Origin of the sequence: Pseudomonas sp. IT-P44 (assembly GCF_949768225.1) — a bacterium.
Classification (GTDB): domain Bacteria; phylum Pseudomonadota; class Gammaproteobacteria; order Pseudomonadales; family Pseudomonadaceae; genus Aquipseudomonas; species Aquipseudomonas migulae.
Map to the genome: position 1 here is coordinate 122,460 of NZ_CATKQM010000046.1, position 16,413 is coordinate 138,872.

The 16,413-nt window shown below is 58.9% G+C and carries 8 protein-coding genes; 3 read left to right on the top strand and 5 right to left on the bottom strand.

The window, feature by feature from the left end:
* Position 1: 1 nt before the first annotated feature.
* Positions 2-943: a glycosyltransferase family 2 protein gene (locus ACM6IO_RS22085; RefSeq protein ID WP_223480173.1), complete on the bottom strand. Its 942-nt coding sequence runs from the start codon at positions 941-943 to the stop codon at positions 2-4.
* Between the two features lie 248 nt (positions 944-1,191).
* Between ACM6IO_RS22085 and ACM6IO_RS22090 the strand changes: the two genes are divergently transcribed.
* Positions 1,192-2,340: an OpgC family protein gene (locus tag ACM6IO_RS22090; RefSeq protein ID WP_414912231.1), complete on the top strand. Its 1,149-nt coding sequence runs from the start codon at positions 1,192-1,194 to the stop codon at positions 2,338-2,340.
* An 825-nt stretch (positions 2,341-3,165) separates the two neighbouring features.
* On the opposite strand, the gene ACM6IO_RS22095 is transcribed toward ACM6IO_RS22090, so the two are convergent.
* Complete coding sequence (locus ACM6IO_RS22095; RefSeq protein WP_280162139.1) at positions 3,166-4,578, bottom strand: amino acid permease; 1,413 nt, start codon at positions 4,576-4,578, stop codon at positions 3,166-3,168.
* An 878-nt stretch (positions 4,579-5,456) separates the two neighbouring features.
* Between ACM6IO_RS22095 and ACM6IO_RS22100 the strand changes: the two genes are divergently transcribed.
* Together ACM6IO_RS22100 and ACM6IO_RS22105 are read left to right on the top strand one after the other, a co-directional pair.
* Positions 5,457-8,573, top strand: a complete 3,117-nt coding sequence (locus ACM6IO_RS22100) for a transglycosylase domain-containing protein (protein ID WP_008043448.1) — start codon at positions 5,457-5,459, stop codon at positions 8,571-8,573.
* 408 nt (positions 8,574-8,981) lie between these two features.
* On the top strand, positions 8,982-13,808 hold the full coding sequence (locus ACM6IO_RS22105; RefSeq protein WP_414912232.1) for an NEL-type E3 ubiquitin ligase domain-containing protein: 4,827 nt from the start codon (positions 8,982-8,984) through the stop codon (positions 13,806-13,808).
* A gap of 44 nt (positions 13,809-13,852) precedes the next feature.
* Here ACM6IO_RS22105 and ACM6IO_RS22110 read toward each other — a convergent pair whose 3' ends face one another.
* From ACM6IO_RS22110 to ACM6IO_RS22120, 3 genes are read right to left on the bottom strand one after another with little or no spacing between them, the layout of a single operon-like run.
* Entirely contained in the window at positions 13,853-15,115 is a 1,263-nt protein-coding gene (locus ACM6IO_RS22110; RefSeq protein WP_414912233.1) for a hypothetical protein, read from the bottom strand.
* Positions 15,116-15,166: 51 nt separating this feature from the next.
* A complete protein-coding gene (locus tag ACM6IO_RS22115; protein WP_192228548.1) occupies positions 15,167-15,658 on the bottom strand; it encodes a CS1 type fimbrial major subunit in 492 nt (163 codons plus the stop codon).
* 5 nt (positions 15,659-15,663) lie between these two features.
* Positions 15,664-16,404 (bottom strand): molecular chaperone, encoded by a 741-nt coding sequence (locus ACM6IO_RS22120; protein WP_253404871.1) that lies wholly within the window; start codon positions 16,402-16,404, stop codon positions 15,664-15,666.
* Positions 16,405-16,413 lie beyond the last annotated feature (9 nt).

A 16,413-nucleotide genomic window follows, 5' to 3' on the forward strand; every position in this document is an offset into this window, starting at 1 on the left:
GCTAAAGCCCGAGCCGGTCTTTGCCGCCGACGATGTCTTTGACCACGTAGCGCGGCCGGTGCTTGGCCTCGATGTAGATCCGGCCGACGTACTCACCGAGGATGCCGATACCAATCAACTGCACACCGCCAAGAAACAGAATGGCGGTCATCAACGATGGGTAACCGGGTACGCTGTTGCCGAAGAAAATCTTGTCCAGCACCATGTACACCGCGTAAAGCACCGCGAAAATCGAAATGCCGCCGCCGACGTACGTCCACAAACGCAGCGGCACGGTGCTGAACGACGTCACCCCTTCAAGCGCCAGGTTCCACAATTTCCAGCCATTGAACTTGCTGCTGCCGGCCACGCGCCCGGCGCGTTCGTACTCCACCACCGCGGTGGTGAACCCGGCCCACGACAACACGCCTTTCATGAACAATTGATGCTCGGGCAGTGCGCGGATCACGTTGACTACCTTGCGATCCATCAAGCGGAAATCACCGACGTTTTCTTCGATCCGGGTGTACGCGATACGGTTCAGCACGTGGTAGAACAGCGCCGCGCTGTGGCGTTTGAGGTAACCGTCGGTGGCCCGGTTGCGGCGTTTGGCGAGCACCACGTCCGCGCCCTTTTGCCACTCGTCAATCAACAGTGGAATGACGCTGATCGGGTCCTGCAAGTCGACGTCCATGGGGATCACCGCATCGCCAGAAGCGTATTCCAGGCCGGCGAACAACGCCGGTTCCTTGCCGAAGTTGCGCGAAAAGTTGATCAACAACACATGCTCGTCGACCTGCGCCAGGGCCTTGACCTGCTCGGCCGTCCGGTCCGAGCTGCCATCGTTGATGAATACGATCTCGATCTCGTCGCCGCCCAGCCTCAACTCGCGCTGCACGGCCTGATAAAACAGGCTGATCGCTTGCTCTTCGTTGAAGACCGGAACGATCAGCGAAACCTTCACGTTTCACGCTCCTGAACCATGCTCGGTAAAGATTCGACAGCTGCCATGCACCATTATTCGGGCGCGCCATCGCGCGGGCAGACCAGTGGATGGTTTCTTTCAGCCAGTCACATCTGAGACATTCAGTAATAGCGTGTTTTTTGCAATTGTCGTCGAATCGCGCCACCCTGCGCGCCGCCGATGCGCGGCGCGCACCTTTTGCCGCGCTGACCACTCCTTATTCAACACCCGTTCACGAGCCCGCTGTCATGACGTTTGAACGCGATCACCGAATCGACTTTTTTCGAGGCCTGGCGCTGATCTTCATCTTCTGGGATCACGTGCCTCACAACCCCCTCGGTCAAATCACCCCGCGTAACTTCGGTTTCAGCGATGCCGCGGAAATTTTCGTGTTTCTCGCCGGTTATGCGGCGGTCCTGGCCTACGGGAAAATCTTCCGACGGGACGGTTATCTGATTGCTTGCGTGAAGATTCTGCGCCGCGCCTGGGTGCTCTACGTGGTGCATATTTTCTTGCTGGCGATGCTGATGGGCATCGTGTTCTTCGCCAACAGCCACGTGGAAACGAGGGATCTGGTGGAGGAAATGGGCATGCACCACTTCATCACCAACCCGCAGCAAGCCCTGGTCGATGAACTGCTGCTGCGCTTCAAGCCGAACCTCATGGACCCGCTGCCGCTGTACATCGTGCTGCTGGCCGGCTTGCCGCTGGCGCTGCCGATGCTGGTGCGCAAACCATGGGCGGTGGTGGCCGTGTCGTTGACCGTGTACCTGCTGGCGCCGTGGTTCGGCTGGAACCTGGCGGCCATCAAGGATGGCGTGTGGTACTTCAACCCCGTGGTCTGGCAACTGTTGTTTGTGCTGGGCGGCGCGGCGGCGACTTACGGGCAGCGCCCCCGATTACCTGACGCGCGCCCGTTGCTGCACCGGCCGTTGTTTGTCAGTGCCGTGGTGTATGTGGTGGTTACCGGCGTGCTGACCGTTTCCTGGCGGTGGCCGGAAATTCATGATGCGCTGATGCCTGCGTGGCTGAGCAACCTGTTGTACCCGATCAGCAAGACTGACTTGTCGCCGGTGCGGTTGCTGCACTTTCTGGCGCTGGCGTATGTCACGGCGAAGCTGTTGCCCGATACTGGTTGGACGCAAAACTGGCTGGCGCAGCAAAGTTGTCGCATGGGGCGTTATTCGCTGGAAATCTTTTGCCTCGGCGTGTTGTTGGCGCCGTTGGCGGACATGGTCAATGCCATGACCGACGACGCGTTTGCCATGCAGATATTCACCGCCTTGGTGGGTGCGGGGTTGATGGCGTTGTTGGGGGCCTGGTTGGAGTTTAATAAACGGTTGAACCAGCCGGTCAACAGGTCGCAGCGTTCGGCAGCTGAACGGATCTCTCTGTAGGGGCTGGTTTGTCGGCGATAGCGGTCTATCCGGCGACCATTTTCTTTCAGGCGTACATATCCATTCCTGCGGTAACGGCCGCTAATGGTTTCGCCCTTACGGCGAGTCACTTGCAAAAGCGGCAAGTAACCAAGCGCTCTTGCCCCTTTCGTTCGGTGCCTCGCCTAGGCTCGGCATGCCCTCGCTCCGGTCCTGCTCCGTGGGCCCGCCGCCATCGGCCATCCCTGGCCGGGGGCGGCTAACCCGGCATCCATGCCGGGTTGCCCACTACGCAGAACCTGCGCTCGGCCTCTCGAGGGGGCGCTCAGATCAAAAGCTGAAGGCGAGCTAACGCTCGGCCTGATGAGTGGTGAAAATCAGAAGCGCACGCGATTTCCTGTAGGAGCCGGCTTGCCGGCGAAAAACGTCCGGACAACGCGTTCATTCAGACAGCCCGCGTTATCGTTGACGTCCATCGCCAGCAAGCCGGCTCCTACAGGGGAATGCGTACGATCATAGAGACAGGTCGGCTGGCAGGCCGCCTCGTTTTTGCTTTGCTTTGCTTTGGCTTTTGATTTTGATCTGCCCCGTCGGGAGGCCGAGTGGAGGTTCTGCGCAGTGGGCAACCCGGCATGGATGCCGGGTTAGCCGCCCCCGGCCATGGATGGCCGATGGCGGCGGGCCCACGGAGCAGGACCGGAGCGAGGGCATGGCGAGCATTAGCGAGCCACCGTACGTCAGGGGCGCGGGCGCTTGGTTACTTGGCGCTTTTCCAAGTAACCCGCCGTAAGGGCGGAACCGATAGTCGCCGTGACCACAGCAACGGATATGCCCCCCATCCAATCCCTAGGCCGCCGAGCGCACCGCAACACCAGTCGGCTGCAACTTGAACACATAAAACAAAACCGTCAGCAGCACCAGAAACGCCGGCCCCACATACAGCGCCACCCGAGTGTCCGGAAAGTACGCCATCAACCCAACCACCAACACCAAAAACGCCAGTGCCAGATACGAACTCACCGGGTACAACCACATCTTGTATTTCAACCCGGCCCGTTCGCTGGCGCTCAGGCCTCTACGAAACTTGAGCTGAGCCAGCAGGATCATCACCCAGGTCCAGATCGCGCCGAAAGTAGCAATCGCCGTCACCCAAACGAAGACCTTTTCCGGCACCAGGTAATTGAGCAGCACCCCCAGCAACAAGGCGAAAATCGACAACAGCAGCGCACGACGCGGCACCCCGTTGTTCGACGTCTTGGCAAAACCGGCCGGAGCCTGGCCATTCTGCGCCAGGCTGTAGAGCATGCGCCCCGTACTGAAAATGCCGCCATTGCAGGACGACAGTGCAGCAGTGATCACCACGAAGTTGATGATGCCAGCCGCGGTCTTGATGCCCAGACGCTCAAAGGTCATCACGAACGGACTGCCCTGGGTGCCGATTTCATTCCACGGGTAGATCGACAGAATCACAAACAGCGCGCCGACGTAGAACAGCAGAATCCGCCAGAACACCGAGCCGATCGCGTTGGGAATGGTCTTCTGCGGGTTCTTCGCTTCACCGGCGGTCAGGCCGATCATCTCGACGCCGAGGTAGGCGAACATCACCATTTGCAGGGACATCAACACGCCTTGCACGCCGTTCGGCATGAAGCCGCCGTGAGCCCAGAGATTGGAAATCCCCAACGCCACGCCGTCGTTGCCGAAACCGAACGCGATCACACCGACGCCGCCGATCACCATCGCAATGATCGTGACGATCTTGATCAGGGCGAACCAGAATTCGAATTCACCGAAGGCTTTTACGGCGATCAGGTTGATCGAGCCCATGCTGACCAACGCGGCAAGTGCCCAGATCCAGCGCGGGACCTCGGGAAACCAGACGCCCATGTACACCGCCACTGCGGTAATTTCCGCGACACAGGTCACCAGCCACAGGAACCAATAGTTCCAGCCAGTCAGGAAGCCCGCCAACGGGCCAAGATAGTCTTGGGCATAACGGCTGAAGGAGCCGGCGACCGGGTTGTGCACAGCCATTTCGCCGAGGGCGCGCATGATCACCAGGATCGCCAGACCGCCGATGATGTAGGACAGCATGATGGCCGGGCCAGCCATTTCAATGGCCTTGGCCGAACCGAGAAACAGACCGACACCGATACAGGCACCGAGTGCCATCAAGCGAATATGCCGTTCGCCGAGTTCGCGTTTAAGCGGGCCGCCCTGAGCGGTCTCGCCGTGGGGCAGGTGATTGCCGACTGGCATAGGGGTACAACCTCGTCTTGTTATTGGATATGACCACCGAGTGTCGAAGCGCTGACCGATAAGCCATTGCTTGCCTGAAACCGGACCTGCTTCGTGGGCAGAACCGTCCTGCAGGGCAAAACCCTTCAAGATCAGCGGGGCGTGCAGTCTAAAAAGCTTCCTGCAGGATATTTCACTCTACAACCCACAATATTCAGCGAGAAATCTCGGCAAAAGCGTGGCTTCTGTAGGTGCATTACCTGACTTTTTGTAGGAATTTTTACCGCTAAAGCGGCGCGGAGTATTGCACAGCATTGGTGCATCGTCATGCCCCTACCTAGGCAGCATTTACGTGGCGATGGCTCTAGTACGGCACTCCTGTAGGAGCCAGCTTGCCGGCGATGGCTTCCGTGAAATCGCCATCGCCAGCAAGCTGGCTCCTACGGATCGGGGACACAGTCCAAAACATCGGGCTCACCACAACCCTGTAGGAGCCAGCTTGCCGGCGATGGCGCCCATCAAATCGCCATCGCCGGCAAGCCGGCTCCTACGGATCGGGGACACAGTCCAAAACATCGGGCTCACCACAATCCTGTAGGAGCCAGCTTGCCGGCGATGGCGTCCGTGAAATCGCCATCGCCAGCAAGCCGGCTCCTACGGATCGGGGACACAGTCCAAAACATCGGGCTCACCACAACCCTGTAGGAGCCGGCTTGCTGGCGATGGCGCCCGTGAAACCGCCATCGCCAACAAGCCAGCCCCCTGCAAAAAGAACATTCGCTCACTCCCCGTCAGGGTGAATATTCGATATCCGGGTGTTCACAATTTTTTCACCGGCAGCATCCACCGTCTAAGCTTCAAACAAGTCCGATCAATCTGCGTGAATGGATCAGTCGACTATGGGCGCGTTATGGCAAACCGATACGAGTAAAACTGTGGTCCCGACTGAACGTGTGGATGAAGCGCCTATCCCCGAAAAACCCCGTCGTAGTCGTACCAAACACGGGTGGAAGGCGTTTTGGTTGCTGGTGTTGATTATCCTGATTGCTCTGGGGTTGGCCGCTGCCAGGGAAATGCGTACCTCGAAGTTTCAATCCCGGGAAGCCAGCAAATATGCCGCTACCCTGAGTTACGAACTGAAGCCAGGCCCAAGCGACTCCATTCGCTATCCAGGGGCCGGCCCTTTTGACTTGCGTCTGGGCTACAGCTCTCTGGGTGAATTCCTGCCGCGCCTGATCAAGCGCGACTACGTCGTTGCGGCACAGACCCGCTTTTCCCAACCGTTGATGGACTACACCGACAAAGGCTTTTTCGTGCCCTATGCGGAAAAGATCCAGGCAGGATTGTCGATCACCGATTGCCATGCGGCGCCGCTTTATCAGTACAAATACCCGCAGCAGCTCTATTCAAGCTTTGACGCGATTCCGCCGGTGGTGGTCAGCAGTTTGCTGTTCATCGAAAACCGCTTCCTGCTCGACCCTCGTCAGCCCCGGGCCAACCCCGCCGTGGATTGGCCACGCTTCGGCATGGCGGCGTGGTCGCAGGTCGCCAAAATGCTGCACATGCCTGGCCAATCGGCGGGCGGCAGTACCCTTGCAACGCAACTCGAGAAGTATCGACACTCGCCCGACGGCTTGACCGTGTCCGGCGGGGAAAAAATCCGCCAGATGATTTCCGCCAGCGTGCGCGCCTATCAGGCCGGGCCGGAAACGCTTGCGGCGCGCCAGAACGTGGTGCGTGATTACCTCAACAGCGTGCCCCTGTCCGCCGTGCCCGGCCACGGGGAAGTACACGGCATGGCCGAAGGTTTGCGTGTCTGGTACGGAGCCGATTTCAACAAGGCCAACGAACGGCTGGCCAGTACCGACACGGATCCAAAGGCCATGGCGGAAAAAGGCCTGGCCCTGCGTGAAATGCTGTCGTTGATGATTGCCCAGCGCCGCCCTTCCCACTACCTGACCAAGGGCCGCGATGAGCTGGCCGACCTCACCGACAGCCACATTCGCCTGTTGGCGCAAAACTTTGTGATCGACGCTCCGTTCGCCGCCGCCGCATTGGCCAGCAAAGTGACCTATCGCGACTGGCAGACCCAGCCGACCATTCAACCGATCGAAACCAACAAAGGCATCAGCGTGGCGCGCAGTCGCCTGGGCGGGTTGCTCAATCGTCCGCTGTACGACCTCGACCGCCTCGATCTCTCCGCCACCAGCACCCTGCAAGGTGAACTGCAAACCCAGGTCACCGAGTACCTCAAGCACTTGGCCGACCCGGCGTTTGCAACGCAGATCGGTTTGATGGGCGAACGCCTGCTCACGCCCACCAGCACCACGCAAGTGCGCTACAGCTTCACGCTGTTCGAACTGACCCCAGACGGTTCGCGGGTGCGCGTGCAGACCGACAGCACCGATCAGCCATTCGATATCAACGAAGGCAGCAAACTGGAATTGGGCTCCACCGCGAAAATGCGGGTGCTGACGACTTATCTGCAAATCATTGCCGAGCTGCACGACAAGTACGCCGAAATGACCGTCCCGGAACTGAAGAAAGTCGACGTCCCGGATCAGGATCGCCTGAGCCGCTGGGCCGTCGATTACCTGATCGAGAACAAGGACCACAACCTGTCGGCCATGCTCAGCGCCGCGCTGGACCGCAAATACTCGGCCAGCCCCGGCGAAGCCTTTTTTACCGGCGGCGGGCTGCATACCTTCGTCAACTTCCGCAAGGAAGACAACGGTCGCATACCGACCTTGCGCGATGCCCTGCGCGAATCGATCAACCTGCCGTTCATTCGGCTGATGCGTGATCTGGTGCGCTACACCACCTACTCCGGCCCGAACAACAGCGCTGCTCTGCTCGGGGACGACCGCGATCCTCGGCGCCAGGAATACCTGGCCGAGTTCGCCGACCGCGAGGGCACTTCGTTCCTGCTGAAGTTCTGGAAGCGCTACAAAAACAAGGACACCCAGGCACGGCTCGAAACCTTCCTCGACAGCATGCGCCCGACCCCGATTCGCATGGCTGCGGTGCATCGCTACCTGTTGCCGCAAGCCAGTCAGGAGAGCTTCAACACCTTCGTGCGCTCGCACCTCTCAGGCGCCAAGCTCACCGAGAAACTCACGGACGAACGCCTGCAACGGCTTTACGAAAATTACAGCCCCGGCATCTACGATTTGCCGGACCAGGGCTTCATCGCCAAGGTTCACCCGCTGGAATTGTGGCTGATCGGTTATTTGTTGAATCATCCTGACGCCAAATGGAGCGAAATCGTCAAGGCCAGTCAGTTTGAACGCCAGGAAGTCTATAGCTGGCTATTCAAAAGCAAACATAAGGGTGCCCGTGATGGCCGCATCCGCACCATGCTGGAGATCGAGGCGTTCCTCGACATTCACGCGCGCTGGCAGAAAGTCGGCTATCCGTTCGATCACCTGGTGCCCTCGCTGGCCACCGCCATCGGCAGTTCCGGCGACCGACCTGCCGCATTGGCGGAGCTGATCGGCACCATCCTCAACGACGGCGTGCGCATGCCGACGCTGCGCATCGACAGCCTGCATTTCGCGGCGAATACGCCCTATGAAACCAAGCTGATCAACGACCCGGATGTGGGTAAACGGGTGATGCCGTCCGAAGTGGCCACGGCCATGCGCGAGGCCTTGTCGCACGTGGTGGACGCGGGTACGGCCAAACGTGTTTCCGGCAGTTTCATCACCCCCGATGGCAAGCCGCTGGCCATGGGCGGCAAGACCGGGACCGGTGACAACCGCATCGAAGCCATTGGTTCCGGTGGGCGAATCTTGAGTTCGAAGTCGATCAACCGCACGGCCACCTTTGTGTTTTACATCGGTGATAGCCACTTCGGTACATTGACCGCATTCGTACCCGGTCGCACGGCCGAAGCCTTCAAGTTCACCTCGGCCTTGCCGGTGCAAGTGCTCAAGGGCATGGCACCGATTCTCACGCCGTATCTGCAACCGGGCACGCATACGCAATGCCTGCCCGTGGAGGTCGCACGACGCTGAAAAACGATGGCGGTAAATAATTATTTTCGGCATTGAAAATTCCAATGCTTTGCCGGGAAGAACGCTTTTCAAGCAGCGGGAATTCAGACTTTTACTTTGAACCTCGGGCGTTAGGCTGGTCACTCCACTTAATGTTCAAGGTTTATTGAAAGCATGACTGACTTACACGGACGTATATCAGCGCTACCGTCACCCGTGGCCGACGACCATAAAGGTCACCATTACGCGTTCATCAAGAACCGTATCCACCCCGTTTTCAAAGGCGCTTCAGTGCGACGGGCTCAGGAACTGAGCCTCACACAAACGGCTTCAGGACATTGGGTCCGGAGCGTCACAGACTTCGACCATGCGCCGTTACAAGAAGCCAATCTTGAACTCTGGTCCACGCAGAACGCAGTCGACCGGTTCATGGATGAAGTGCAGGACGTTTACACGTTCGCCGAACCGTTACTCACCGACGCACTGCAAAAAAAATTCAATGTCGATGTCGATGTCACCCGCACGTTCCTGCATCTGTACTTACCCAAAGCACGCCCGTGGTATGTCTTCGACGTCTCCGGTGGTGTTGTTACCCGAACCGTCTCATTGCTGGACGCCGCCCTGCACAACTTCGCACGTCACGAAACCTGCGAACCGGACTCGGTCTTCATCAGCCAGCCCGACGCACGCGGGCACTTCGACGTCCTGCCGATCAAACGCAAAATGTCCATTGCCCAGTTCCAGAACCTCTGCCGCGAACTGGACATCGGCGCGCGCTACACGAAATACCTCGAAGAACAGTTGCTGCCCACTGACGGCCTCGCCCAAGGTTTTTTGAAACTCAAAATCGTCGAGAGCGAGAAAGCCGCGTTCAAAGCCGCCGTCCAATTGGCGGCTCTGAAGGGCGACATCGACGCCGAGGCCAGTGACCTGATCCTGAAAATGCTCGATGGCCAGCGCAACCTCACCCGTAAAGGCCGGGTGATGCAATTTGCCGAACTGTCGATTCTCGACAGCCCGCTGAGCGCAATCGTGTTGATCACACCCTGGCCGGAACAACACATCCGTGAGGTGACGCCGGTGATTGTTTACGTCCCGCAGGACCCTGAGCACCCACTGAAAGAGTACCCCTCGACCGTCGCGTTCATGAATGAACTGACGCGCCAGCTGCGCGACAACAACGTCGTTTCATCCACCGGCATGACCTACCAGCAGTACTTCAGTCGGTTCGTCGATCAATCGGAGCGCGGGCATTTTTTCGGCGGGCTGCAGCAGCGTCTGTTCGAGGTGAAATGGCATCAGAAAGCGCCGCTGGAGCAGGGACCGAGCTGGCGGGAGGTGCCGGTCGACAACCCCAATCTGCATTTCAAGGCGGCACCGATCCAAGGTGAACTCTGGGAATACCTCTTCCAGCTGAAGCTCAACAAGGTGCTGAACGACGCTCGACACATTGCCGTGTCCACCGCCGATAGCGATAGCAATGCCCGATGGGCCTGGTGGGAAAATTTCAAGAAAATAGTCTCGGACATCTTCAACGTCGCGCTGATGGTCGTCACGCCGTTCGTTCCGGGGCTGGGTGAATTGATGATGGTCTACACGGCGTATCAGATGGCCAGTGACGTCATCGAAGGCATCGTCGATATGACCCTGGGGCTGTGGACTGAAGCTGCCGAACACATCACCGGCGTGGTGACTGACGTCATTCAGTTGGTGGCATTCGCCGCCGGGGTGAAGATCGGCAACGTTGCGCGCCTGAAGCTTTCGCCGCTGATCGAAGGCATGAAACCGGTGAGTCTGCCCAATGGCGAACCTCGACTGTGGCATCCCGATCTCAAGCCTTATGAGAGGCCGGATGTAAAACTACCCGCTGAAGCCAAACCTGACGCATTGGGACTTCATGCCCACGAAGGCCAGGACATTTTGCCGCTGGATGACAAACACTTCGCCGTGCAAAAAGACCCACAAACCGGCAACTACCGCGTCAAGCACCCGCATCGCGACAACGCCTATTTACCCGGGTTGAAACATAACGGCCAGGGCGCCTGGACCCACGAAGCCGAGAACCCGCGAGCGTGGCAGCGCCCGACGTTGATGCGTCGCCTCGGCCATTCCGTGGACGGCTTCAGCGACGCAGAACTGGACAATTTGCGCATCGCCAGCGGCACCGACGACGCGGCGCTGCGCCGCATGTACGTCGACAACACGGCCCCGCCACCGCTGCTGGACGACAGCCTCACACGCTTGAAAATCCAGCGCCAGACCCGCGAGGCCATTGAACGGATTCGAACCGGTCAACCTCTGGATTCTGCCTCCTGGTGGTTTGAACCCCTGGCGACTTATCTCGACGGCTGGCCTGTGGATAAAGCCCTGAAGGTTTACGAAGACGCCGACATGACCGGGCGTTTCCGCCTGTACGGCAATGCCGAGGCGAGCGAGGCGCAGACACTGTCCACCAGCCAGTCGCAGCTCATGAGCGAACAGTTTGCGCCCAGGCTTGTCGAGTTCCTCGGCGAAGAAGAGCGACAAGCGATGCTCGGTCGGTCAACCGCCAAAAGTGAACAGGTGCAAGCCCTGCGCAATCGACTGGCGGACGAAGCCAATCGATTGAACGCAGACATCGTCAATCAGCTTTACCAAGGTGCAGACGCGTCCGACGACCCGCAGGTCCGACTCATTCGCCAGACATTCCCCGAGCTGCCGACCCGCGCGGCACAGACGCTGCTGAACAGTTCCGACGCGGCCGACCTCACGCGCATGACCCAGGAGCAACGCCTGCCGTTGAGCCTAAAGAGCCGCGCCCGTGAAGCCGCCTTCGAAGCCCGGACCAACCATGCGTACGAGGGCTTTCATGACGGCGCGCAGTGGGTAGCGCAAACCGAAAGCCTGGTGCTGAATGCGCTCAGGATTCATACCGACACCTTCGCGCAATTGCGTATCGAGGTGCGTGAAGGCAACGATGCCGGACCACTGCGCGGCAGCGTGGGGGCACACGATGCGACGACGGTGCGGGTGCTGGTCAAGGATGAGGCCAACCGGTTCGAAGTCTGGGACGCCGACAACCACAAACTGCACGACGCCGCTGATTTTTTCGAAGCTGTGCTCACGGCGTTGCCGAAAAACAAACAGGTGCAGTTGGGCTATCGGCCAGGCCAGGGGACGTTTTTCAAGCAATGGGTCATGGCCAAGACCGATACTCCGGCTGAACGCCGCACCGCACTCGCCGCCCCGCCGATCCGCCCGATGGCGAACCACGAAGACATGATGCTGTTGCGCGGCCCCGGCTTCTCCATCACTGCCGCCACGCTCACCGAACGGGTGCAGGATGTGTACCCGCACTTCAACGAACGAGAGGTCGCTACCTTCGTTCGATCCCTGGGTTCGCCAGAGCAAGGACGTCAGACGCTGACGAGGCTTGACCGAGAGCAATATGACCTGCGCAAGCTGCTTAACCGGTGGCAAAACCAGCGACCCGATACGTGGGGGCCTGACCGACAAGGGTTCGTGCGCGGTGGCGGGCTGCACATTGCCGAGCGGCTCATCGATTGTTTCTCAAGAAAACCCACCGTGTTCGGTGAGCGCAGTACCACGGCCGACGGCGGTTATGCATTGGACCTGTCCGTAGAGTTCGATGTGCCCGACCTTGAACGCTGGTGGAAGGAACTGCCGCCGGAGATCAAACATTACGTCGATCAGATCAGCACCCTGAATCTGGATCGTACAAACTTTTCCGAAAGCTCCTCCGGCCTGTTGAACGACTTCCCGCATCTTCGGCAACTGAGTGCCCGCAACTGCGAGTTGACGCGACTTCCCGAGACAATCGGCAAGATGCACCACCTGCGGACGTTGCGGCTGATGAACAACGACATCACGTTGACCCCGTCGGCCGTCGAGCAACTGCGAAACCTGACTCACCTGGAAACCATCAGGCTCGATGACAACACGCGGCTGGGCATGCTTCCGAATGTCGGGCGCATGCCCAAACTGAGAATCCTGAGTTTGAGCAACACAGGGGCAACCACCTGGCCCGATGGCCTGCTTGGGCCGTTCAGCAAACGTCGACCGCGTGGCTTTTTCCTGGATTTGCAGGAGAACCCGCTCAGCGTCATTCCGACGGTCGTGCCTGGCTCGGAAGACGCCTTCATCGTGGCGCGGACCCGATTGTTTCCAAAGAAACTTTCGGAGGCCAACCTGATCACGTTCAAAGCCTATCGACGTTCGGTAGGCCTCGCGCCCGATCAGATCTATGCCGAAGCTGCCGCCGACACGATGCGTCAATGGCCGACAAAGGACGACTCTGTCTGGTGGAGTCCCGAGGTCGGAGGGCTGGGTACTTTCCGCGAGGACGCCTGGCACGATCTGATGACCGAGCCTGGCTCCGAAGATTTCTTTGCCTTGATCCAGAAACAGACACTCTCCGCCGATTACCGGGCCGGCGGAGAACTGCGCCAACAACTCAGCAGCCGGGTCTGGCGAATGGTCGAGGCCATCGACCTGGACACCCCATTGCGCAATGAACTGTTCGAAATGGCCAAGGCGCCCACCACCTGCGCCGATGCCGGGGCCCAAGTGTTCAACCACATGGGCATCAAGGTGCTGGCCTCCGAAGCCTATGCCTTGTCGACGTCCAACGCCGTCCTCGAAAACAAACTGGTGAACCTGGCAAAAGGCGCCGCTCGCCTCGCGCGCGTGGATGACATCGCCCGTGCCGATTTCGGCGGCCGTGAAGGCACTCCCGATGAGGTGGAGGTTTACCTTGCCTACGAAACCGGCCTGGCTCAACGCCTCGGTTTGCCGTGGCAATCGGAGTCGATGCTGTATCGCCCCTTGGCCGGCGTGAGCGCCAAAACCCTCGACACCGCCTTCGATACGGTGATGTCGATGGAGGCTGGCGACGGTTTGATCAACGACATGCTCGAACAGCCGTTCTGGGAGAAATACTTGCGTGACACTTACCCGAACGAGTTCAGGCGCAATGCCCGGCTGTACGAAACCAAGAGTGATTTGCTGGACGAGTTGCGCGACGCTCAGCACGCCTGGGCAAGCTCCAGAAACCAACAGATTGCGCAACGACGCGCACTCAAACAACGTCTGCAAGACCTCGCCCGCCGCCTGGATGTCGATGACAGTGTGGTGCTCACCGATGAAGACATGAGTGATGAGGTCTACTTCCGACTGCTTCACGACATGGGCTACGAAGAAAAAGAGCTGAGCAGAAAGCTGACCCGCACAGCACTGCAAAAAGCCGCAGAGCAATAATCGGGAACCCCTGATGCATCGGGTGATGCATCAGGGTTCACGCCTTAACCCACTTCCGAATCCCAGATCACCGTGACAAGGCCTGAGTAGGATCGGGCGACACCGGGCTTGATCATTTCGCCGACCTGATCCTGCGCAATTTCGAAGTGCAACGTTCCAGGCTTGCGATCGACATAAAAGCGTGGCTGGAACTGCTCGGTGCCACTGCCGTCGCGTCGCAACGGCCGACGATTGACCGGTTGCGAGGCGGCATCCACCAGACCATTGGGCAGGGTTACGCTGACATTTATCGGAACGTAATGGTTGGAGACACGATCCTTCAAAGCGCAAGTTTCAGCATTAACGACGTACTGACACCCCAGATTCATTTTGAAACGACTCGATGAAGAGAGATTAAACGTCTGATCACGAAACAGCCGTGTCGGCTTGCGCCCCTGCGTCAGCCAGGCCTGCCAGCCGCCCTGCGGGACCAGTTCGATGCGATTGCCGCCCGGGGGAATCTCGACCTTGAGCGTGTGTTGCACTTCCAGGGTGAAATTCAAGGTCAGCGCCGAATCGGTCGGCTGCATGACATCGCCCATGTCGAAATCGCCGTTGGGCCCAACGCTATAGGTCAGGTTTCCCGTATAGCGACCCGCAGACATGCCCAACGGATTGGGCGTAACCAGTTCATAGGCAAAATCCAGATAGTCGTATCGCAACCAGGGCACATCGAACCGAGCCTGCTTCGAACAAGTCCCCTCTGTCGGTGTTTTCCAGAAAAAACGGTAATATTCACTGCCGAAATAACCGACACCGCTATACAGGCAGGGAACAGGCGCATACACCCAACTGGCGCCCCACAGTTGATTGTGGGCGATACGGTAGTCACTCCCTCCGCCCACAAGGCTGATGACATCTTCGGTAACATAAGTAGAGCCCAAACCTGCAATTCGGACCCTGACCGTCTCCGGCTCTCCCGTCGCCTCATGGACCACGGACAATTCGCTCCACTGGGCAGGCACCTTGAATGTCGCACCCTGGCGAGGTGATGCATGATTGGCCTCGATCGGCGCATTGGAGTGGAACTGAATCGGCACGCGCAAGCTGAACATCTCGTTATCGCTGCACTGAACCGGATAGTCTGCGCAATATCCACTGGGTGGCGTGTCATTTTTGAATCTATTCTGCTGAGGGTTCGCAGAGTCTGGTCTGAACGATGCTTGAATCGAGACATCTATCGCCCACGCCGAAGACCCGCACACGGTAAGCAATAGCCCCAATCCGACGCCGCGTACATTTCGATTGGCTTCCTTTAGACGGTTCATTTTTTACCCCAGTGGTACCCGCACGACTCCGATGACTGTTTCACCCTGACATCACGCATCAGGCAGCACCGCATTGAAAAGCAAATTGACGCTGCCGAAATAGCTGCCGGGCTTATAAACTCCATCGATCGGCGGCACCGGCGAGATCTCCAGCAACACACGTTTACCTGGCGCCGCCTCGCTCATCGACACCACCTCGCTACTCTCCAGTTCGCTCAGCAACTTGCCGTTGAACAGCACACGCAAACCAATGTCATGGGCCGGCGTCCCGTTGGACAGGTAAGGCCTTCCCTCAAGCCGGGCTTCGATGGAGCCGCCTTCATTCTTCACATCGAAATACTTGCGCAAGCCGCCCAAGGTCGAGGTCGCCAGATTCCACGGCAACTGCTGTTCGCGGTGAATCCAGCCTGAGTCTGCGGGAATGACATAGAACGCCTGGCTCGGAATCGTCACGAACACGTCGAAGTGGTGCACTTCGCGGGCGGCAAACGCTGAATGGCAGGCCATTGCCGATACCATCAGAACCGTCAGTTTTCTGAACATGGTCATCAGCCCTTCACATCGAGTTTCTTGCTGCTCTCGCCTTCAACCAGTGTGAAGCGATACTCGCGACCGGCCTGTTTCTCGAACTGAAAACTGCGGCCCGCGAGGATGTGATGCTTGGTGGTCGGCATACAGTCCTGATCGTTCTTGACCGCGCAATCCTTGAACTCGTCGATCACCACCACGGTGTTGCCGTCGTTGCGGATGCGGTAATCCGTCGCGCCGTTCTCGATCACGCTGGCGTAACGCGTGTCCTTGGGACGGACGAAAAACACCGCACCATAACCGGCCAGCACCGTGACCCCGGCGGACAGGGTCTTCTTGTATTCCTCACGCTCTTCGCCAGAGACCGCGAACTCGTCTTCTTTCTCCGGCACCACCGGCACGAAACGCACGCGGAAATAACGCTCGCGGTCACGCTCGCCCATGTACAGCAGTCGCGTGCCCTGCATGCCACTGGCGGGCACGATCAGCCGGGCCGGGCTGGCCATCAAGCCGTCCCGGGCGCTGCCGTCGGCACTGGATTTGAGCGGCACTTCCTGCGATTTGCCGTCGGCGTCGTAAAGGATTTCCAGGATGTTGACCTTGACGAACGCAGTGCTGTCGCCGCCATTGAAGACGCGCTTCAAATAGGTACTTTTATCGCCATCCAGGTAGTCGTAAACCGTGCCGATATTGATGCTCGGCCCGGCGTGTGCCGTCTGCGTGAACAAACAAAAACCAATCAGTGCCAACCGACGTTTCATCGTCATTTA

Excerpts from the sequence above, each read along its gene's own strand:
- ACM6IO_RS22090 (WP_414912231.1), top strand. The coding sequence starts at position 1,192 with ATGACGTTTGAACGCGATCACCGAATCGACTTTTTTCGAGGCCTGGCG.
- ACM6IO_RS22095 (WP_280162139.1), bottom strand. The coding sequence starts at position 4,578 with ATGCCAGTCGGCAATCACCTGCCCCACGGCGAGACCGCTCAGGGCGGC.
- ACM6IO_RS22100 (WP_008043448.1), top strand. The coding sequence starts at position 5,457 with ATGGGCGCGTTATGGCAAACCGATACGAGTAAAACTGTGGTCCCGACT.
- ACM6IO_RS22105 (WP_414912232.1), top strand. The coding sequence starts at position 8,982 with ATGGATGAAGTGCAGGACGTTTACACGTTCGCCGAACCGTTACTCACC.
- ACM6IO_RS22110 (WP_414912233.1), bottom strand. The coding sequence starts at position 15,115 with ATGAACCGTCTAAAGGAAGCCAATCGAAATGTACGCGGCGTCGGATTG.
- ACM6IO_RS22115 (WP_192228548.1), bottom strand. The coding sequence starts at position 15,658 with ATGTTCAGAAAACTGACGGTTCTGATGGTATCGGCAATGGCCTGCCAT.
- ACM6IO_RS22120 (WP_253404871.1), bottom strand. The coding sequence starts at position 16,404 with ATGAAACGTCGGTTGGCACTGATTGGTTTTTGTTTGTTCACGCAGACG.